The sequence below is a fragment of the Methyloceanibacter methanicus genome, assembly GCF_001723285.1.
GTDB classification, from domain to species: Bacteria; Pseudomonadota; Alphaproteobacteria; order Rhizobiales; family Methyloligellaceae; genus Methyloceanibacter; species Methyloceanibacter methanicus.
Map to the genome: position 1 here is coordinate 40,963 of NZ_LPWG01000003.1, position 15,637 is coordinate 56,599.

The following is a 15,637-nucleotide window of genomic DNA, read 5'->3' on the forward strand; positions in this document are numbered from 1 at the left end:
GATTGAGATGAGCGTCCGACGCCTTGCTGCGGAACAGCCTGAAGGCTTTGTCTTCACGCCCGAGAATCTCGAATGGGCGCAGGCTGTTATCGAGAAATATCCGGAGGGGCGCCAGGCCTCTGCGGTGATCTCGCTGCTTTGGCGGGCGCAGGAGCAAAATGGCGGCTGGGTGTCCGAACCCGCGCTGCGCTACATCGCCGACATGCTCGGCATGGCCTATATCCGGGTCTACGAAGTCGTCACCTTCTACACGATGTTCAACCTGCAGCCGGTGGGCAAGTACTACGTGCAGGTCTGCGGCACGACACCCTGCATGCTGAACGGCGCCGAGGACATCAAGGACGCCTGCCGCAAACATATCGGCCCGAAGGACACGGTCAGCGACGACGGCCTGTTCTCCTGGACCGAGGTCGAATGCCTCGGGGCCTGCGTGAACGCGCCCATGGCCCAGATCAACAAGTACTATTATGAGGACCTGACCCCGGAATCGCTCGCCTCGATCGTCGAACGGCTCCGCAACGGCGAGGACGTGCCGCCCGGGCCCCAGGACGGCCGCCAGGGATGCGCGCCCAAGAGCGGCCCGAACACGCTTTCCGACCCCGCCATCTACAGCGCCGACAAGTCCGGGCCGGAACCGGGTTATGCGGGAACGTCCGATCCCAAGTCAAAGATGCCGGGGCCGTACTGATGCTTCAGGACACCGATCGCATCTTCAAGAACCTCTACGGCCTTCACAGCTGGCAGTTGCCGGCCGCCCGCGCCCGCGGCGCCTGGGACGGCACCAAGGACGTGATCGCGCGTGGCCATGAGGCGGTGATCGAAGAGGTCAAGGCTTCGGGCCTCCGCGGACGGGGCGGCGCGGGCTTCCCCACGGGGCTGAAATGGTCGTTCATGCCGAAGGACGACCCGCGCCCGAGCTATCTGGCCGTGAACGCCGACGAGTCCGAGCCGGGCACCTGCAAGGACCGCGAGATCATGCGGCATGACCCGCATCTTCTCATCGAGGCGCCATGCTGGCCTCCTTCGCCATGCGGGCCCACACAGCCTATATCTACATTCGCGGCGAGTTCATCGCCGAGCGCGAAATCCTCGAAGCGGCCGTCGCCGAAGCCTACGAAGCCAAGCTCGTGGGCAAGAACAACATCAACGGCTGGGACTTCGACATCTACGTCCATCACGGCGCGGGCGCCTATATCTGCGGCGAGGAGACCGCGCTGCTGGAGAGCCTCGAAGGCAAAAAGGGCCAGCCGCGCCTCAAGCCGCCGTTCCCGGCCAATTGCGGCCTCTACGGCGCGCCCACGACCGTCAACAATGTCGAGACCATCGCCTCGGTCCCGGACATCATGCGGCGCGGCGCGACCTGGTTCGCCGCCCTCGGCAAGCCGAACAATACGGGCACGAAACTCTACTGCATCTCCGGTCACGTGAACGAGCCGTGCACGGTCGAAGAGGAGATGGGCATTTCCCTGCGCGAGCTGATCGACACTTATGCGGGCGGCGTGCGCGGCGGCTGGGACAATTTGCTGGCGATCATCCCCGGCGGTTCGTCCGTACCCTGCCTGACGGCCGAGGATTGCGCCGACGTGACCATGGATTTCGATGCCTTGAAGGCCCTGGGAACCGGGCTCGGCACCGCGGGCATCATCGTCATGGACAAGTCCACGGACATCATCCGCGCGATCGCGCGGCTGTCCTATTTCTACAAGCACGAATCCTGCGGCCAGTGCACGCCGTGCCGCGAGGGGACGGGCTGGATGTGGCGCGTGCTCGAGCGCATGGCCGTCGGCAACGCGCAGAAGCACGAAATCGACATGCTGTTCCAAGTCACCAAGCAGGTCGAAGGCCACACGATCTGCGCCCTGGGAGACGCCGCGGCGTGGCCGATCCAGGGCCTCATCAAGAATTTCCGCCATGTCATCGAGGAACGCATCGATGCGGGCGCACCGAGCCGATCGCGCCATCCGTTCCGGAAGCCGCGGAATAGGGACCTCATGCCGAAGCTCATCATCGACGGAACAGAGCACGACGTCCCGGACGGCATCACGCTGATCCAGGCCTGCGAGATCGTGGGCGTGGAGATCCCGCGCTTCTGTTTTCACGAGCGCCTGTCGATCGCCGGCAATTGCCGCATGTGCCTCGTCGAGGTGGTCGGCATGCCGAAGCCCGTGGCGTCCTGCGCCATGTCGGTCAACGATCTGCGTCCCAACCGGGACGGTACGCCGCCGACCATCAACACGAAGTCGGAAGTCACGCGCCGCGCCCAGGAAGGCACGCTCGAATTCCTGCTGGTCAACCACCCGCTGGACTGTCCGATCTGCGATCAGGGCGGCGAGTGCGACCTGCAGGACCAGGCCATGGCTACGGGCTTCGACGCGGGGCGTTTCAAGGACAACAAGCGCGCCGTCGAGGACAAATATCTCGGCCCGCTCATCAAGACGTCGATGACCCGCTGCATTCACTGCACGCGCTGCGTCCGCTTCATGACCGAAGTGGCCGGCGTGCCCGAGCTCGGCCTGATCGGCCGCGGCGAGGACGCGGAGATCACCACCTATCTCGAGCACGGCCTGCACTCGAACCTGTCGGCCAACGTGGTCGATCTGTGCCCGGTCGGCGCGCTGACCTCGAAGCCTTATGCGTTCCAGGCGCGCCCCTGGGAACTCTCCAAGGTTCCGTCCATCGACGTGATGGATGCGGTGGGCTCCTCGATCCGCGTCGACTTCCGCGGCAAGGAAGTCCTGCGCATCCTGCCGCGCATCAACGACGCGGTGAACGAGGAGTGGATTTCCGACAAGGCGCGCCATGTCTGGGACGGCCTCCGGACCCAGCGGCTGGATCGGCCTTACGTACGCAAGGACGGCAAGCTCACCCCTTGCACCTGGGATGAGGCCCTGACCGCCATCGCGGATCGTGTGAAGACCACGAGCGGCGCGAAGTTCGGCGCCATCGCCGGCGACCTCGCGGCCGCCGAGGAGATGTTCGCGCTCAAGACTCTGGCCGAACAGCTGGGTTCCGCGAATGTGGACTGCCGCCAGGGCGGCGCCAAATTCGACCCGGCTCTCGGACGTGCCACCTATCTGTTCAACACCACGATCGGGGGTATCGAGGAGGCCGACGCCATCCTTCTTGTGGGCTGCGATCCGCAGGTCGAAGCGCCGGTGCTCAACGCGCGCATCCGCAAGCGCTGGAAGCAGTTGGAAGGCCGGTTGCCCGTGGGCTTGATCGGGACCGATGTCAACCTGACCTATCCCTCGCGCGGCTTGGCGCGGGCCCGGAAACCTTGGCGGACGTGGCCAGCGGCAAACACGACTTTCGCCCAGGCCCTCAAGGATGCTTCGAAGCCCATGGTGATCCTGGGCCAGGCGGCGTTCGCGCGGCCCGACGGCTACGAGATCCTCGCCGTGGGCGCGAAGATCGTGACGGAGAGCGGCGCGATCGCCGAAGGGTGGAACGGCTTCAACGTGCTGCACACGGCGGCGGCCCGGGTCGCGGGCCTCGACCTCGGCTTCGTGCCGGGTGAGAAGGGCCTCGGCACCGCAGACATGATCGCGGCGGCCGGGAAGGGCGATCTGGACATCCTGTATCTGCTTGGCGCCGACGAAATCGACATGTCGGCCCTCGGCGAAACGTTCGTGATCTATCAAGGCAGCCATGGCGACAAGGGCGCCCATCGCGCCGACGTGATCCTGCCGGGTGCCGCCTATACGGAGAAGGAAGGCACCTACGCCAACACGGAAGGGCGCGTGCAGATGACCGCGCGCGCGATCTTCCCGCCCGGCGAGGCCCGCGAGGACTGGACCATCCTGAAGGCGCTGTCCGAGGCGTTGGGCAAGCCGCTTCCGTTCGCGACGCTGACAGAGTTGCGCGGCAAGATGTACGCCGCTGCACCCCAATTGGCGCAATTGGACACCCTCGAGAAGGCCGACTCCGGCCCCATCGTCAAGTTCGCGAGCCACAAGGCCAAGCCCGGCAAGGATCCGTTCGGGCTCTCGATCGGCGACTACTATCTATCCAACCCGATCGCGCGGGCCTCGGCCATCATGGCGAGCGTGAGCGCGATGCGCGCGGACGCCGGGAAAGCGACGGGAACCGATGGCTGAGTTCTGGACCAGCTATGGGTGGCCCACCGCCCTGACCATCGTGCACAGCCTCGTCACGATCGTGGTGCTGCTGGTCTTCATCGCCTTCGTGCTACTGGCGGACCGGAAGATCTGGGCCGCGGTCCAAATGCGGCGCGGGCCTAACGTGGTCGGCCCGTTCGGCCTGTGGCAGTCCTTCGCCGATCTCCTGAAGTTCTTCTTCAAGGAGTTCATTATCCCGGCCGGATCGAACAAGGGACTGTTCGTCATCGCGCCGATCATCACGGCGGGCCTCGCGATTTCCGCCTGGGCCGTGATCCCCGTGGCCGAGGGCTGGGCCGTGGCCGACATCAATGTCGGCATTCTCTACGTGTTCGCGATCTCGAGCTTGGAAGTCTACGGCGTCATCATCGCCGGATGGGCGTCCAACTCGAAATACGCCTTCCTCTCCGCGCTGCGCTCGGCCGCGCAGATGGTCTCCTACGAAGTCTCGATCGGCTTCGTGATCATCACGGTCCTTTTGTGCGCCGGCTCGCTAAACCTCACCGAGATCGTGTTGGCGCAGGATAGGGGACTTGGCCTGTTCGGGTGGTACTGGCTACCGCTGTTCCCGATGTTCGTCATCTTCTTCATCTCGCTTCTGGCCGAGACCAACCGGCCGCCTTTCGATCTGCTCGAGGCGGAATCGGAACTCGTGGCGGGTTACATGGTCGAGTATTCCTCGACCCCCTACATGCTGTTCATGCTCGGCGAGTATGTCGCCATCATTCTGCTGTGCAGCCTCGGAACCATTCTGTTTCTCGGCGGGTGGCTTCCGCCGGCGCCGTTCGCGCCGTTCACCTGGATCCCGGGCGTCATCTGGTTCGTCCTGAAGGTCTGCGCTCTGTTCTTCCTGGTTTCCATGGTGAAAGCCTTCGTGCCGCGCTATCGCTACGATCAGCTGATGCGGCTCGGCTGGAAAGTGTTCCTTCCAATCTCGCTTGCGGCGGTGCTGGTCGTTGCCGTGGTCTTGCGGGTCTGGCAGCACGGGATCTAGGGGAGACGACGCGTGACACGGTTCGCTCAAGCTGCCAAATCGCTCCTGCTCCTGGAGTTCGTGTCGGCCTTTTGGCTGGCGATGAAGTATTTCGTCGCGCCGAAGGCAACGCTGAACTATCCCTACGAGAAGGGACCGTTGAGCCCGCGCTTCCGCGGCCAGCACGCCTTGCGCCGCTATCCCAACGGGGAAGAGCGCTGCATCGCCTGCAAGCTGTGCGAGGCCATTTGCCCGGCGCAGGCCATCACCATCGAAGCGGGTCCGCGCCGCAACGACGGCACCCGGCGCACCACGCGCTACGACATCGACATGGTGAAGTGCATCTATTGCGGCTTCTGCCAGGAAGCCTGTCCGGTCGAGGCCATCGTGGAAGGCCCGAACTTCGAATTCGCGACGGAGACACGGGAAGAACTGTATTACGACAAGGCGCGGCTGCTCTCGAACGGGGACCGTTGGGAGCGCGAGATCGCCAAGAATATCGAGCTGGATTCGGCCTATCGCTAGGCCGGTCGAGCGAACGCTCCGGCCGCAACGGCCGGATTTTGGGGCACGTTTTGAGGGGCGAGTTTCTTTGACTAGGCACGGCGAACGCGCGGGATCGCTTTTGGGCGCTCTCTCCGGAATGGGAGAGACGCACCGATGCTGACCGCTCTGTTCTTCTATCTCTTCGCCATCGTGCTGATCGGCGCGGCCGTCATGGTCGTGTCCGCCAAGAATCCCGTGCACGCCGTCCTGTACCTGATCCTCGCCTTCTTCAACGCGGCGGGGCTGTTCGTGCTGCTCGGGGCCGAGTTCCTGGCCATGATCCTCGTCGTCGTCTATGTCGGCGCGGTGATGGTGCTGTTCCTGTTCGTCGTGATGATGCTCGACGTGAACTTCGCCGAGCTGCGGGCCGGTGTCCTCAAAATTCTTCCCATTGGCCTCGTGGTCGGCCTTCTCTTGCTGTTCGAGTTGCTCTTCGTCGTCGGCGCGTGGGTCACGGCACCGACGCTTGTGAACGATGCGCCGGCACCGCCGCCCGCCGAGGTCAGCAACACGAAGGCCTTGGGTCAGCTGCTCTATACCGATTACGTCTATCTCTTCGAAGCCGCCGGGCTGATCCTGCTGGTGGCCATGATCGGCGCGATCGTGCTCACGCTGCACCACCGGCGCGACGTCAAGCGCCAAAACATCGCCGACCAGGTTGCGCGTTCCCCCGAGACGGCTGTCGAGGTCGTGCAAGTCGAAACGGGAAGGGGGCTGCAATGACCGTCGGTCTGTCGCACTACCTGACCGTCGCCGCCGTGCTCTTCACGATCGGCGTGTTCGGCATCTTCCTGAACCGCAAGAACGTCATCGTCATCCTGATGTCGATCGAACTGCTTCTGCTGGCGGTGAATATCAACCTCGTGGCTTTTTCCTCGTTCCACGGCGATCTCGTCGGTCAGGTCTTCACCCTGATCGTCCTGACCGTCGCGGCCGCGGAAGCCGCAATCGGCCTCGCCATCGTCGTCGTGTATTTCCGCAATCGCGGCACGATCGACGTTGCCGATATCGATCACTTGAAGGGCTGAGGACGGCAAGCGATGTATCACGCAATCCTCTTCCTCCCCCTGATCGGGGCCCTTTTCGCGGGGCTGTTCGGCCGCTGGGTTGGCGCGCGCGCCTGCGAGATCGTGACCACCTCGCTGCTGTTCGTGGCCGCGTTCCTGTCCTGGATCGCGTTCTATCAGGTTGCCATCGAGGGCAACGATGTGCGCATCGCGCTCGTCGGCTTCATGCATTCGGGGTCTTTCGAGACCTATTGGTCGATCCGGGTCGACACGCTGACGGCGGTGATGCTCGTCGTGGTCAACACCGTGTCGTCGGTCGTGCATCTGTACTCCGTGGGCTACATGGACCACGATCCGCATAAGGAGCGCTTCTTCGCGTACCTGTCGATGTTCACCTTCGCCATGCTCGCGCTGGTAACGTCGGACGATCTGGTGCAGCTCTTCTTCGGCTGGGAGGGCGTGGGCCTTGCGTCCTATCTCTTGATCGGATTCTGGTACAAGAAACCATCGGCGAACGCGGCCGCGATCAAAGCCTTCGTCGTCAACCGCGTGGGCGATTTCGGCTTCCTGCTCGGCATCTTCGCGATCTTCCATATCTTCGGCGCGGTCCAGTACGACACGATCTTCGCCGCGGCGCCCGACCAGGTCGGCAAGACCATGACGTTCCTGTCCTGGCAGGTGCCGGTTCTGGAACTGATCTGCTTCCTGCTCTTCATGGGCGCCATGGGCAAGTCGGCGCAATTCCTGCTCCATACCTGGTTGCCGGACGCCATGGAGGGCCCGACGCCGGTCTCCGCGCTCATCCATGCCGCGACCATGGTGACCGCCGGCGTGTTCATGGTCGCGCGGATGTCGCCGCTGTTCGAACTGGCACCGTACGCGCTCGCCTTCGTCGCGTTTATCGGCGCTACCAGCGCCTTCTTCGCCGCCACCGCCGCCGTGGTGCAGACCGACATCAAACGCGTCATCGCCTATTCGACGTGCTCGCAGCTCGGCTACATGTTCGCGGCCGAAGGGGTGGGGGCGTTCGGCGCGGGCATGTTCCATCTGTTCACCCATGCCTGCTTCAAAGCGCTGCTGTTCCTGTGCGCGGGCGCGGTGATCCACACCCTCGCCGACAATCAGGACATGCGCCGCATGGGCGGGCTTCGGAAGATCATCCCCTTCACCTGGCTCATGATGCTGATCGGCTCGCTGGCGCTGACCGCGTTCCCGCTCACGTCGGGCTTCGTGTCCAAGGACTTCATCATCGAGACGACCTGGTTCGACCATTCGCTGGTCGGCCAATACACCTATTGGATGGTGCTCATCGCCGCCTTCCTCACCTCGCTCTACACCTGGCGTCTCATGTTCATGACTTTCGAGGGCAATTTCCGCGGTCCCAAGGACGTACGCGATCATGCCCACGAGCCGCCTTGGACCATGGCCGTGCCGTTGCTGATCCTGGCCGCCGGTGCGCTGTTCGCCGGCCTCGGCTTCCGCCATCTGTTCATCGGCGCGGACCAGGCGAGCTTCTGGCGCGAATCCATCGTGCTTCCCGAAGGCGGACACCACGACGTGCCGTTCTGGCTGGTCCTGTCGCCGACCATCGCCATGACGCTCGGTTTCCTGATCGCCTGGTACTGTTACATGTGGCGGCCGCTCGTGCCCTTCGGTCTGCTCAAGCGCTTCCCGGCCACGAACCAGTTCTTCCTGCACGCCTGGTATTTCGACGCGCTCTATGACCGCATCTTCGTGCGCCCGGGCAAGTGGCTCGGCAACTTCCTGTGGCGCGTGGGCGACGGGAAGATCATCGATGGGCTCGGGCCCAATGGCGTCGCCGCCCGGGTCCTCGACATCACCAAGGGCGTCGTGAAGCTCCAGACCGGCTACATCTATCACTACGCCTTCGTGATGCTGATCGGCGTCGCGCTTCTGATCACCTATTTCATCGTGACGGGGGGCGCGCTGAAGCCATGAGCTACGGTTGGCCCATCCTCTCGACGGTCACGTTCCTGCCGCTGGTCGGCGCGCTGCTGATCTTCGCGCTGCGGGGCGACGACGACAGCACGGCCCGCAATGCCCGCTATATCGCGCTGTGGACCACGCTGATCACCTTCGCCATCTCGCTGCTGTTGTGGATCGACTTCGATCCGGGCTCGGCCAAGTTCCAGTTCGTCGAGGAGCGCGCCTGGCTCGGCCCGATCCGGTTCCATATGGGCGTCGACGGCATTTCCATGCCGTTCGTGATCCTCACCACGCTGCTGATGCCGCTCACGGTCCTGTCGACCTACGGCGCCATCAAGACGCGCGTGCGCGAATTCATGATCGCGTTCCTGATCCTGGAAACGCTGATGCTCGGCGTGTTCTGCTCGCTCGATCTCGTGATGTTCTACCTCTTCTTCGAGGGCGGCCTCATTCCGATGTTCCTCATCATCGGCATCTGGGGCGGTTCGAACCGCGTCTATGCGAGCTTCAAATTCTTCCTCTACACGCTCGCCGGCTCGCTGCTGATGCTGATCGCGATCCTGGCCATGTACTGGCAGGCGGGGACGACCAACATTCCCGAGCTCCTCGCGCACGATTTCCCGCCGCACATGCAGACCTGGCTGTGGCTGGCGTTCTTCGCGTCCTTCGCCGTGAAGCTGCCCATGTGGCCGGTCCATACCTGGTTGCCGGACGCGCACGTGCAGGCCCCCACGGCGGGCTCGGTCGTGCTGGCCGGCATTCTCCTGAAGCTCGGCGGCTACGGGTTCTTGCGCTTCTCCATCCCAATGTTCCCGCTGGCATCGGCCGACTTCGCGCCGCTGATCTACGCGCTGTCGGTGATCGCGGTGATCTACACCTCGCTCGTGGCATTGGCGCAGGAGGATATGAAGAAGCTGATCGCCTATTCGTCCATCGCCCATATGGGCTTCGTCACGATCGGCATTTTCACGTTGACCATGCAGGGCCTGCAGGGCGGCATCTTCCTGATGCTCTCTCACGGGCTCGTGTCCGCCGGCCTGTTCCTGTGCGTCGGCGTCGTCTACGACCGCATGCACACCCATGAGATCTCGGTGTTCGGCGGGCTCGTGAACCGCATGCCGCTCTACGCCGTGGTCTTCATGATCTTCACCATGGCCAATGTGGGCCTGCCGGGCACGTCCGGTTTCGTCGGCGAGTTCTTGAGCCTCATGGGCGTGTTCCAGGTCAACACCTGGGTCGCAACGCTTGCGGCCACGGGCGTGATCCTGTCGGCCTGCTATGCGTTGTGGCTCTATCGCCGCGTCATCTTCGGCGAGATCACCAATCCGGCGTTGAAGCTCATCAAGGACCTGTCCTGGCGCGAAGTCGCCGTCATGGTGCCGTTGATCCTCCTCACCATCTATTTCGGCTTCCATCCCAATCCGGTCCTCGACGTGACGGCGACCTCGGTCGAGGCGTTGATGGCCGACTTCAAGGCGAACCTGGCCGCAGCCGAACAGGCGCGCCTGGCGCTGGTGCCGTGAGCGAGGCCGCTATGACCGAACATCTCAACCTTCTGCCCCTTCTTCCCGAGCTGACCCTGGCGGTCGGCGCCATGGCGCTCCTCATGGTCGGCATCGGCGGCCGCGACGAAGAGCGCGGCGAGCTTGTCTTGTGGCTTTCCGTGGCCGTCCTGGTGCTCGCCGGACTCTTCGTCGCCATGGGCGAGGGGTCCGTGACGTTGTTCGGCGGCAGCTTCATCGTCGATCCGTTCGCCCGCATGCTGAAGCTCCTGGCGCTGACCGGGGCCGCCGTCGCGCTGATCATGTCGCGCGACTTCTGGCGCAACGCAGGGGGCATACAATTCGAGTATCCCGTGCTGCTCCTGCTGGCCACCACCGGCATGCTGATGATGATTTCGGCCAACGATCTCATCGCGCTTTATGTGGGTCTCGAATTGCAGAGCCTTGCGCTCTACGTGGTCGCCGCCTTCAAGCGGGATTCGAGCCGCTCAGCCGAGGCCGGCATGAAATATTTCGTCCTCGGCGCCCTGTCGTCCGGCATGCTGCTCTACGGCGCATCGCTGGTCTACGGCTTTACCGGGTCCACGGAGTTCTCGCAGATCGCGAATGCGGCACAGCCGTCCGGCGCCAATCTCGGCCTGATCTTCGGATTGGTGTTCCTGCTGACCGGCTTCGCCTTCAAGATTTCCGCCGTACCGTTCCATATGTGGACGCCCGACGTGTACGAAGGCGCGCCGTCCCCGGTCACCGCCTTCTTCGCGGCGGCGCCCAAGATCGCGGCCATGGCCTTGTTCGTCCGGGTGGTGATCTCGGCCTTCCCGGCCATTACCGGCCAATGGCAACAGATCGTCATCTTCCTTGCGCTCGCCTCCATGGCGCTCGGCGCCTTCGCCGCCATCGGCCAGCGCAACATCAAACGCCTGATGGCCTACAGTTCGATCGGCCATATGGGCTTTGCGCTGGTCGGCCTTGCAGCCGGGACGGAGCAGGGCGTGCAGGGCGTGATCATTTATCTCGCGATCTATCTCGTCATGACACTCGGAACCTTCGCCGTCATCCTGTCGCTGCGCCGCGACGGTGAGATGGTCGAGGAGATCGATCAGCTCGCCGGGCTGTCGCGCACGAGCCCGCTGATGGCGCTCGCGCTCGCCGTCCTGCTGTTCTCGCTCGCCGGGATCCCGCCGCTCGCCGGCTTCTTCGCCAAGTTCTACGTCTTCCTCGCAGCCGTCGAGGCGGGCCTGTATGCACTCGCCATCATCGGCGTGCTTCTCAGCGTCGTCGGCGCCTACTACTATCTGAGGATCGTGAAGCTCATGTATTTCGACGAGCCCGTGAAGGGCTTCGAACCGATGCCCCGGCCGCTCGCCGTCGTGCTCGGCGCCGCGGGGCTTCTGATCATGTTCTTCTTCGTCTATCCGTCGCCGCTTGTCGCGGCGGCCGGAACCGCTGCAAAATCGCTCTTTTGAGCGAATCTCGCTTTCGCGCCGCGGGACACGACGCCCCGGCCGTTTTGAACCCTTAACCGCCGGTCTGAATGAACCAATTCGCGCGCACTACACCGAAGCTCCCCGCAGGCTATCGCCTGGTCCAGCTGGACACCGTCGACTCGACCAATGACGAAGCCAAGCGCCGCGCAGATATGGGCGAGCCGGGCCCCTTGTGGATCTGGTCGGCCCGGCAGTCGAAAGGCAGGGGGCGCGCCGGCCGCGAATGGACCTCGCAATTCGGGAATCTCTTCGCCAGCCTGCTGATCCGCCTCAACTGCCCGCTCCAGACGGCGAGCCAGCTTGCGCTTGTGGCCGGTATCATCACCTTCGAGACCCTCTCCAAGCTCATCGCCTATGAGGGGCGCTCGAAGCTTCTGCTGAAATGGCCCAATGACGTGCTGCTCGCCGACGAGAAAGTGGCCGGGATGCTGCTCGAGAATCTCGGTGCGCCGAACGACAGGCGCTCCGCGGTCGTGATCGGCACGGGCATCAACCTGGCGAGCCATCCCGAGGACGTTCCTCAGCCTGCCGTGAGCCTCGCCGCCTACGGACTGACGGTCGCGCCGGGCAAAGCCCTGGAGGTTCTCGCCGCGACCACCCACGAATGGCTGACGCGTTGGGACGAGGGCGCCACCTTCCCAAGCATACGGCGTTCCTGGCTGGACCGCGCCGGCCCGACCGGGCGGAAGCTCGTCGTGCAGATCGGCGACGAGAAGATCGAGGGCACCTACGCAGGGCTCGATCTCGAGGGCGCGCTTCGGCTCAAGACGGACACTGGCACGCGCACCGTGACGGCGGGCGACGTCTTCTTCGCGCACTGACGCCATGGCCGGTAAGGACAGCAAGACAAAGAATACGTTCGTCTTCGTGCCCCTCGGCGGCGTGGGCGAGATCGGCATGAACCTCTACCTGTACGGGTTCGGGCGCGAAGGCGCGCATACCTGGCTGATCGTCGATATGGGGGTGACGTTCGGCGGCGAGCTCGAACCGGGGATCGACGTGATCCTTCCCGATATCCGCTTCCTCGAAGAAGAACGCCACAACATCGCCGGGCTCGTCCTGACCCACGCCCATGAAGATCACTACGGCGCCATCCCCGATCTCTGGCCGATGATCGGCCGCGTGCCGATCTATGCCACGCCCTTCACCGCGGAAATGCTGCGCGGCAAGCTGAGCGAGATGCGGATGGATGACGACGATCTCCCGCTGGAGGTCGTCCCCTTGGGCGCGCGGCGCCAGATCGGTCCGTTCGACGTGGAGCTGATCTCCATGTCCCATTCGATACCGGAGCCCATGGCGCTTGCGATCCGGACGCCACTTGGCACCGTGCTCCACACCGGCGACTGGAAACTGGACGAAACGCCGCTCACCAGCGCCCCGACGGACGAAAACCGCTTGCGTGAGATCGGCCGCGAGGGGCTCGACGCGCTGATTTGCGATTCCACCAACGCCATCCGCGAAGGGGTCTCGCCTTCGGAAGGCGAGGTCGCCGAGAACCTGGTGAACCTCATCCGGCAAGCGCCGGCCTGCGTCGCCGTCACCACCTTCGCCTCCAATGTCGGCCGGCTCAAATCGGTGGCGAACGCGACGCACGCTGCGGGCCGAGAACTCGTTGTGGTGGGCCGCGCCATGTACCGGGTCATCGAGGCGGCGCAGGCGACCGGTTACCTCGATCCAGAACTGCGCTTTCATCAGGAAACGGCCTTCGCCCAGTTGCCGCCAGACAAGGTCGTGGCCCTTTGCACGGGCAGTCAAGGCGAGCCGCGCGCAGCCCTGTCGCGCATCGCCTCCGGCGAGCACCCGCACGTGTCGCTCAAGCAGGGCGATTGGGTGATTTTCTCCTCGCGCACGATTCCCGGAAACGAGAAGGCCGTCGGCCGGGTGCAAAACGCGCTGTCCGACGACGGCATCGAAATCCTCACGGACCAGGATGCGTTGGTGCATGTGTCCGGACATCCGCGCCGCGGCGAGCTCGAACAACTCTATGACTGGCTCAAGCCCGACATTGCCGTGCCGATGCATGGGGAGGGGCGGCATCTGGAGGCGCACGCGGAACTCGCCGAGGATCTCGGCGTCAAACAGGTGATCCGGGCCCGCAACGGCACCATGGTGCAGCTTCTGCCAAAGCCCGCGGCCATCGTCGACGACGTACCCGTCGGCAGGCTCTACCGCGACGGCAGGATTCTGACCTCCGCCGATGAGGGCCAGGTCCGGGAACGCCGCAAGCTGGGCTTCGCCGGTATTGCCTCGGTCTCCCTCGTCCTGACGACGAAAGGCGAACTCGTGGCCGATCCGGAAATCGCGCTGATGGGCTTGCCCGCGGAAGACAATGACGGCGTGCCGCTCGAGGAGATCGCCCGCGACGCCGCGATCGGGACGGTCGAGAGCATCCCGCGCCCGCGCCGCAAGGACCCGCAACTCGTGTCCGAGGCGGTCCGCCGGGGCGTCGGGCGGCCTGAATCAGGCCTGGGGCAAGAAACCCGTCTGCACCGTGTTGACGACGGTCCTCTAACCGCCGCAAAAAGAGCCCGGTGGGAGCCTCAATTCCCACGTACACTACCGGACAAACGCGTTTTCCAAGCTGGAGCAGAAATACATGATTGGCCGTTTGAACCATGTCGCCATTGTCGTGCCGGACCTGACGGCCGCCACGGCGGTCTACCGCGACACGTTGGGGGCGAAGGTCTCTCCCGAAGAGGATCAGCCCGAACATGGCGTTCGAACGGTCTTCATCGAACTGCCGAACACCAAGGTCGAACTCTTAGGGGTCCTGGGCGACAAATCTCCGATCGCGGCCTTCCTCGAGCGTAATCCGAGCGGCGGCATCCATCATATCTGCTACGAGGTGCCCGATATCATGGCCGCGCGCGACCAGCTGATGAAGGACGGCGCGCGCGTGTTGGGCGACGGCGAACCCAAAATCGGCGCCCACGGCAAGCCGGTCTTGTTCCTGCATCCGAAGGATTTCTGCGGGACCCTTGTCGAACTCGAAGAGGCGTAAGCCATGAGCCTCGCCTTCGGCATCGCAATCTACTTCGTGATTTGGTGGATCATGCTGTTCGCCGTGCTGCCCTTCGGCGTGCGGACCTCGGAGGAAGCCGGCGAGGCGAGCAATGCCGGATTCGCCGAAAGCGCCCCGCATAAGCCGAAGCTGCTTCCGAAGATTCTCGCCACGACGATCCTGTCCGGAATCGTCTTTGCGGGCATCTACGCGATGATGGTGCACCACGTGATCACGCTGGACGACATTCCGTTCTTTCCCCGCTACGAACCGGTTCAAGAAGCGCATTAGCCGAGTGGCAGACGAGGTCGGAGGCGCAAGGCGCGAGCGTTTGGTCATAAGACCGCAACGCCAAATCGAAGACCCAACGCCCGCCTAAAAAAAAGCAAGGTCCCAAGGGACCCTGCTTTTAAGTGTTTCACTCCTTATCTTCCCGCCGGGACAACTCCTATCCGATCGGATATGGAGCGGGGCGGAAAAGCGGCTGCGCTTGTCAATTGTAAAGACGCGCGCCAGGAGTCTTTCCTCCCAAGACTTGGACCGTATCGGTCTTTGACACTAATTGGTCTTCGACTCTGTCCAATCTCTAAACGCTTCACGTCACGATCCGCCAAGGGGACCGAGCGCTCTTGCGTTGTGGGCGGACCCTAGCTTGCCCGCGCCAAATTGTCACCATGATTGTGACCGGTCGACGCAGATTTATTCGAAGAATTTGATGACCCTATTGGTGAACCGAAAGAACGCCGTCCGATCGCGGCCCCATTCCACTCGAATCTGCCCTGTTTCGCGGCAAAGGGGTTGGCTGACTAAAATCAGGGCCGTTCCCCGGACCCCTTGTGCGACGACGATCCGGCCACGTCCTTCGGCCCGACGGAGCCTCTCACGCGGCACGGAACTCGCCGCCTTGCGACAAAGGTTGCCCGGCTCGATTGCCTCGCCCTCCGAACTTGGCTATTAGCCGCATCCAGGGCGCTAGGGGCCCATCGCCGCTAAGGACCCAGGACAAAAAGACCAAGACGTCAGCCGCCACTCGTGGAAACCGCCCGCAACAACGCC

The 15,637-nt window shown here is 63.8% G+C and carries 12 protein-coding genes and 3 pseudogenes; all 15 read left to right on the plus strand.

The window, feature by feature from the left end; genetic code table 11:
* The first annotated feature begins 7 nt into the window (after positions 1-7).
* The 15 genes and pseudogenes from nuoE to AUC68_RS02205 all read left to right on the plus strand — a co-directional run bounded on the left by nuoE (position 8) and on the right by AUC68_RS02205 (position 14,872).
* A complete protein-coding gene (gene nuoE / locus AUC68_RS02145) occupies positions 8-688 on the plus strand; it encodes an NADH-quinone oxidoreductase subunit NuoE (RefSeq protein WP_069436147.1) in 681 nt (226 codons plus the stop codon).
* A pseudogene (nuoF, locus tag AUC68_RS16255) lies at positions 688-1,934 on the plus strand (NADH-quinone oxidoreductase subunit NuoF); the annotation flags it as partial. The gene nuoE and the pseudogene nuoF, both read left to right, overlap by 1 nt.
* 57 nt (positions 1,935-1,991) lie before the next feature.
* A pseudogene (nuoG, locus tag AUC68_RS02150) lies at positions 1,992-3,806 on the plus strand (NADH-quinone oxidoreductase subunit NuoG); the annotation flags it as partial.
* A gap of 63 nt (positions 3,807-3,869) precedes the next feature.
* Positions 3,870-4,097 carry a hypothetical protein gene (locus AUC68_RS17350; protein ID WP_244500352.1) on the plus strand — a complete coding sequence of 76 codons (228 nt, stop codon included), beginning with the start codon at positions 3,870-3,872 and terminating at the stop codon, positions 4,095-4,097.
* Positions 4,090-5,112, plus strand: coding sequence for an NADH-quinone oxidoreductase subunit NuoH (gene nuoH / locus AUC68_RS02155; RefSeq protein WP_069436148.1), 1,023 nt, complete (start codon positions 4,090-4,092; stop codon positions 5,110-5,112). Before AUC68_RS17350 ends, nuoH begins: the two co-directional genes overlap by 8 nt.
* 12 nt (positions 5,113-5,124) lie before the next feature.
* On the plus strand, positions 5,125-5,616 hold the full coding sequence (nuoI, locus tag AUC68_RS02160) for an NADH-quinone oxidoreductase subunit NuoI (RefSeq protein WP_045367106.1): 492 nt from the start codon (positions 5,125-5,127) through the stop codon (positions 5,614-5,616).
* A 135-nt stretch (positions 5,617-5,751) separates the two neighbouring features.
* Complete coding sequence (locus AUC68_RS02165; RefSeq protein WP_069436149.1) at positions 5,752-6,360, plus strand: NADH-quinone oxidoreductase subunit J; 609 nt, start codon at positions 5,752-5,754, stop codon at positions 6,358-6,360.
* Positions 6,357-6,665 carry an NADH-quinone oxidoreductase subunit NuoK gene (gene nuoK, locus AUC68_RS02170; RefSeq protein WP_069436150.1) on the plus strand — a complete coding sequence of 103 codons (309 nt, stop codon included), beginning with the start codon at positions 6,357-6,359 and terminating at the stop codon, positions 6,663-6,665. Before AUC68_RS02165 ends, nuoK begins: the two co-directional genes overlap by 4 nt.
* 12 nt (positions 6,666-6,677) lie before the next feature.
* A complete protein-coding gene (gene nuoL / locus AUC68_RS02175; RefSeq protein ID WP_069436151.1) occupies positions 6,678-8,603 on the plus strand; it encodes an NADH-quinone oxidoreductase subunit L in 1,926 nt (641 codons plus the stop codon).
* Positions 8,600-10,114, plus strand: a complete 1,515-nt coding sequence (locus tag AUC68_RS02180; RefSeq protein ID WP_069436152.1) for an NADH-quinone oxidoreductase subunit M — start codon at positions 8,600-8,602, stop codon at positions 10,112-10,114. Before nuoL ends, AUC68_RS02180 begins: the two co-directional genes overlap by 4 nt.
* A gap of 11 nt (positions 10,115-10,125) precedes the next feature.
* The gene (gene nuoN, locus AUC68_RS02185) at positions 10,126-11,559 is read left to right on the plus strand and encodes an NADH-quinone oxidoreductase subunit NuoN (protein WP_069436153.1); all 1,434 of its coding nucleotides are present in this window, start codon (positions 10,126-10,128) and stop codon (positions 11,557-11,559) included.
* 68 nt (positions 11,560-11,627) lie between these two features.
* The gene (locus tag AUC68_RS02190) at positions 11,628-12,401 is read left to right on the plus strand and encodes a biotin--[acetyl-CoA-carboxylase] ligase (RefSeq protein ID WP_069436154.1); all 774 of its coding nucleotides are present in this window, start codon (positions 11,628-11,630) and stop codon (positions 12,399-12,401) included.
* A 136-nt stretch (positions 12,402-12,537) separates the two neighbouring features.
* Positions 12,538-13,971: pseudogene (locus AUC68_RS02195) on the plus strand (ribonuclease J); the annotation flags it as partial.
* Between the two features lie 205 nt (positions 13,972-14,176).
* On the plus strand, positions 14,177-14,581 hold the full coding sequence (gene mce, locus AUC68_RS02200; RefSeq protein ID WP_069436155.1) for a methylmalonyl-CoA epimerase: 405 nt from the start codon (positions 14,177-14,179) through the stop codon (positions 14,579-14,581).
* Between the two features lie 3 nt (positions 14,582-14,584).
* Positions 14,585-14,872, plus strand: a complete 288-nt coding sequence (locus AUC68_RS02205; RefSeq protein WP_069436156.1) for a DUF1467 family protein — start codon at positions 14,585-14,587, stop codon at positions 14,870-14,872.
* Positions 14,873-15,637: the final 765 nt, after the last annotated feature.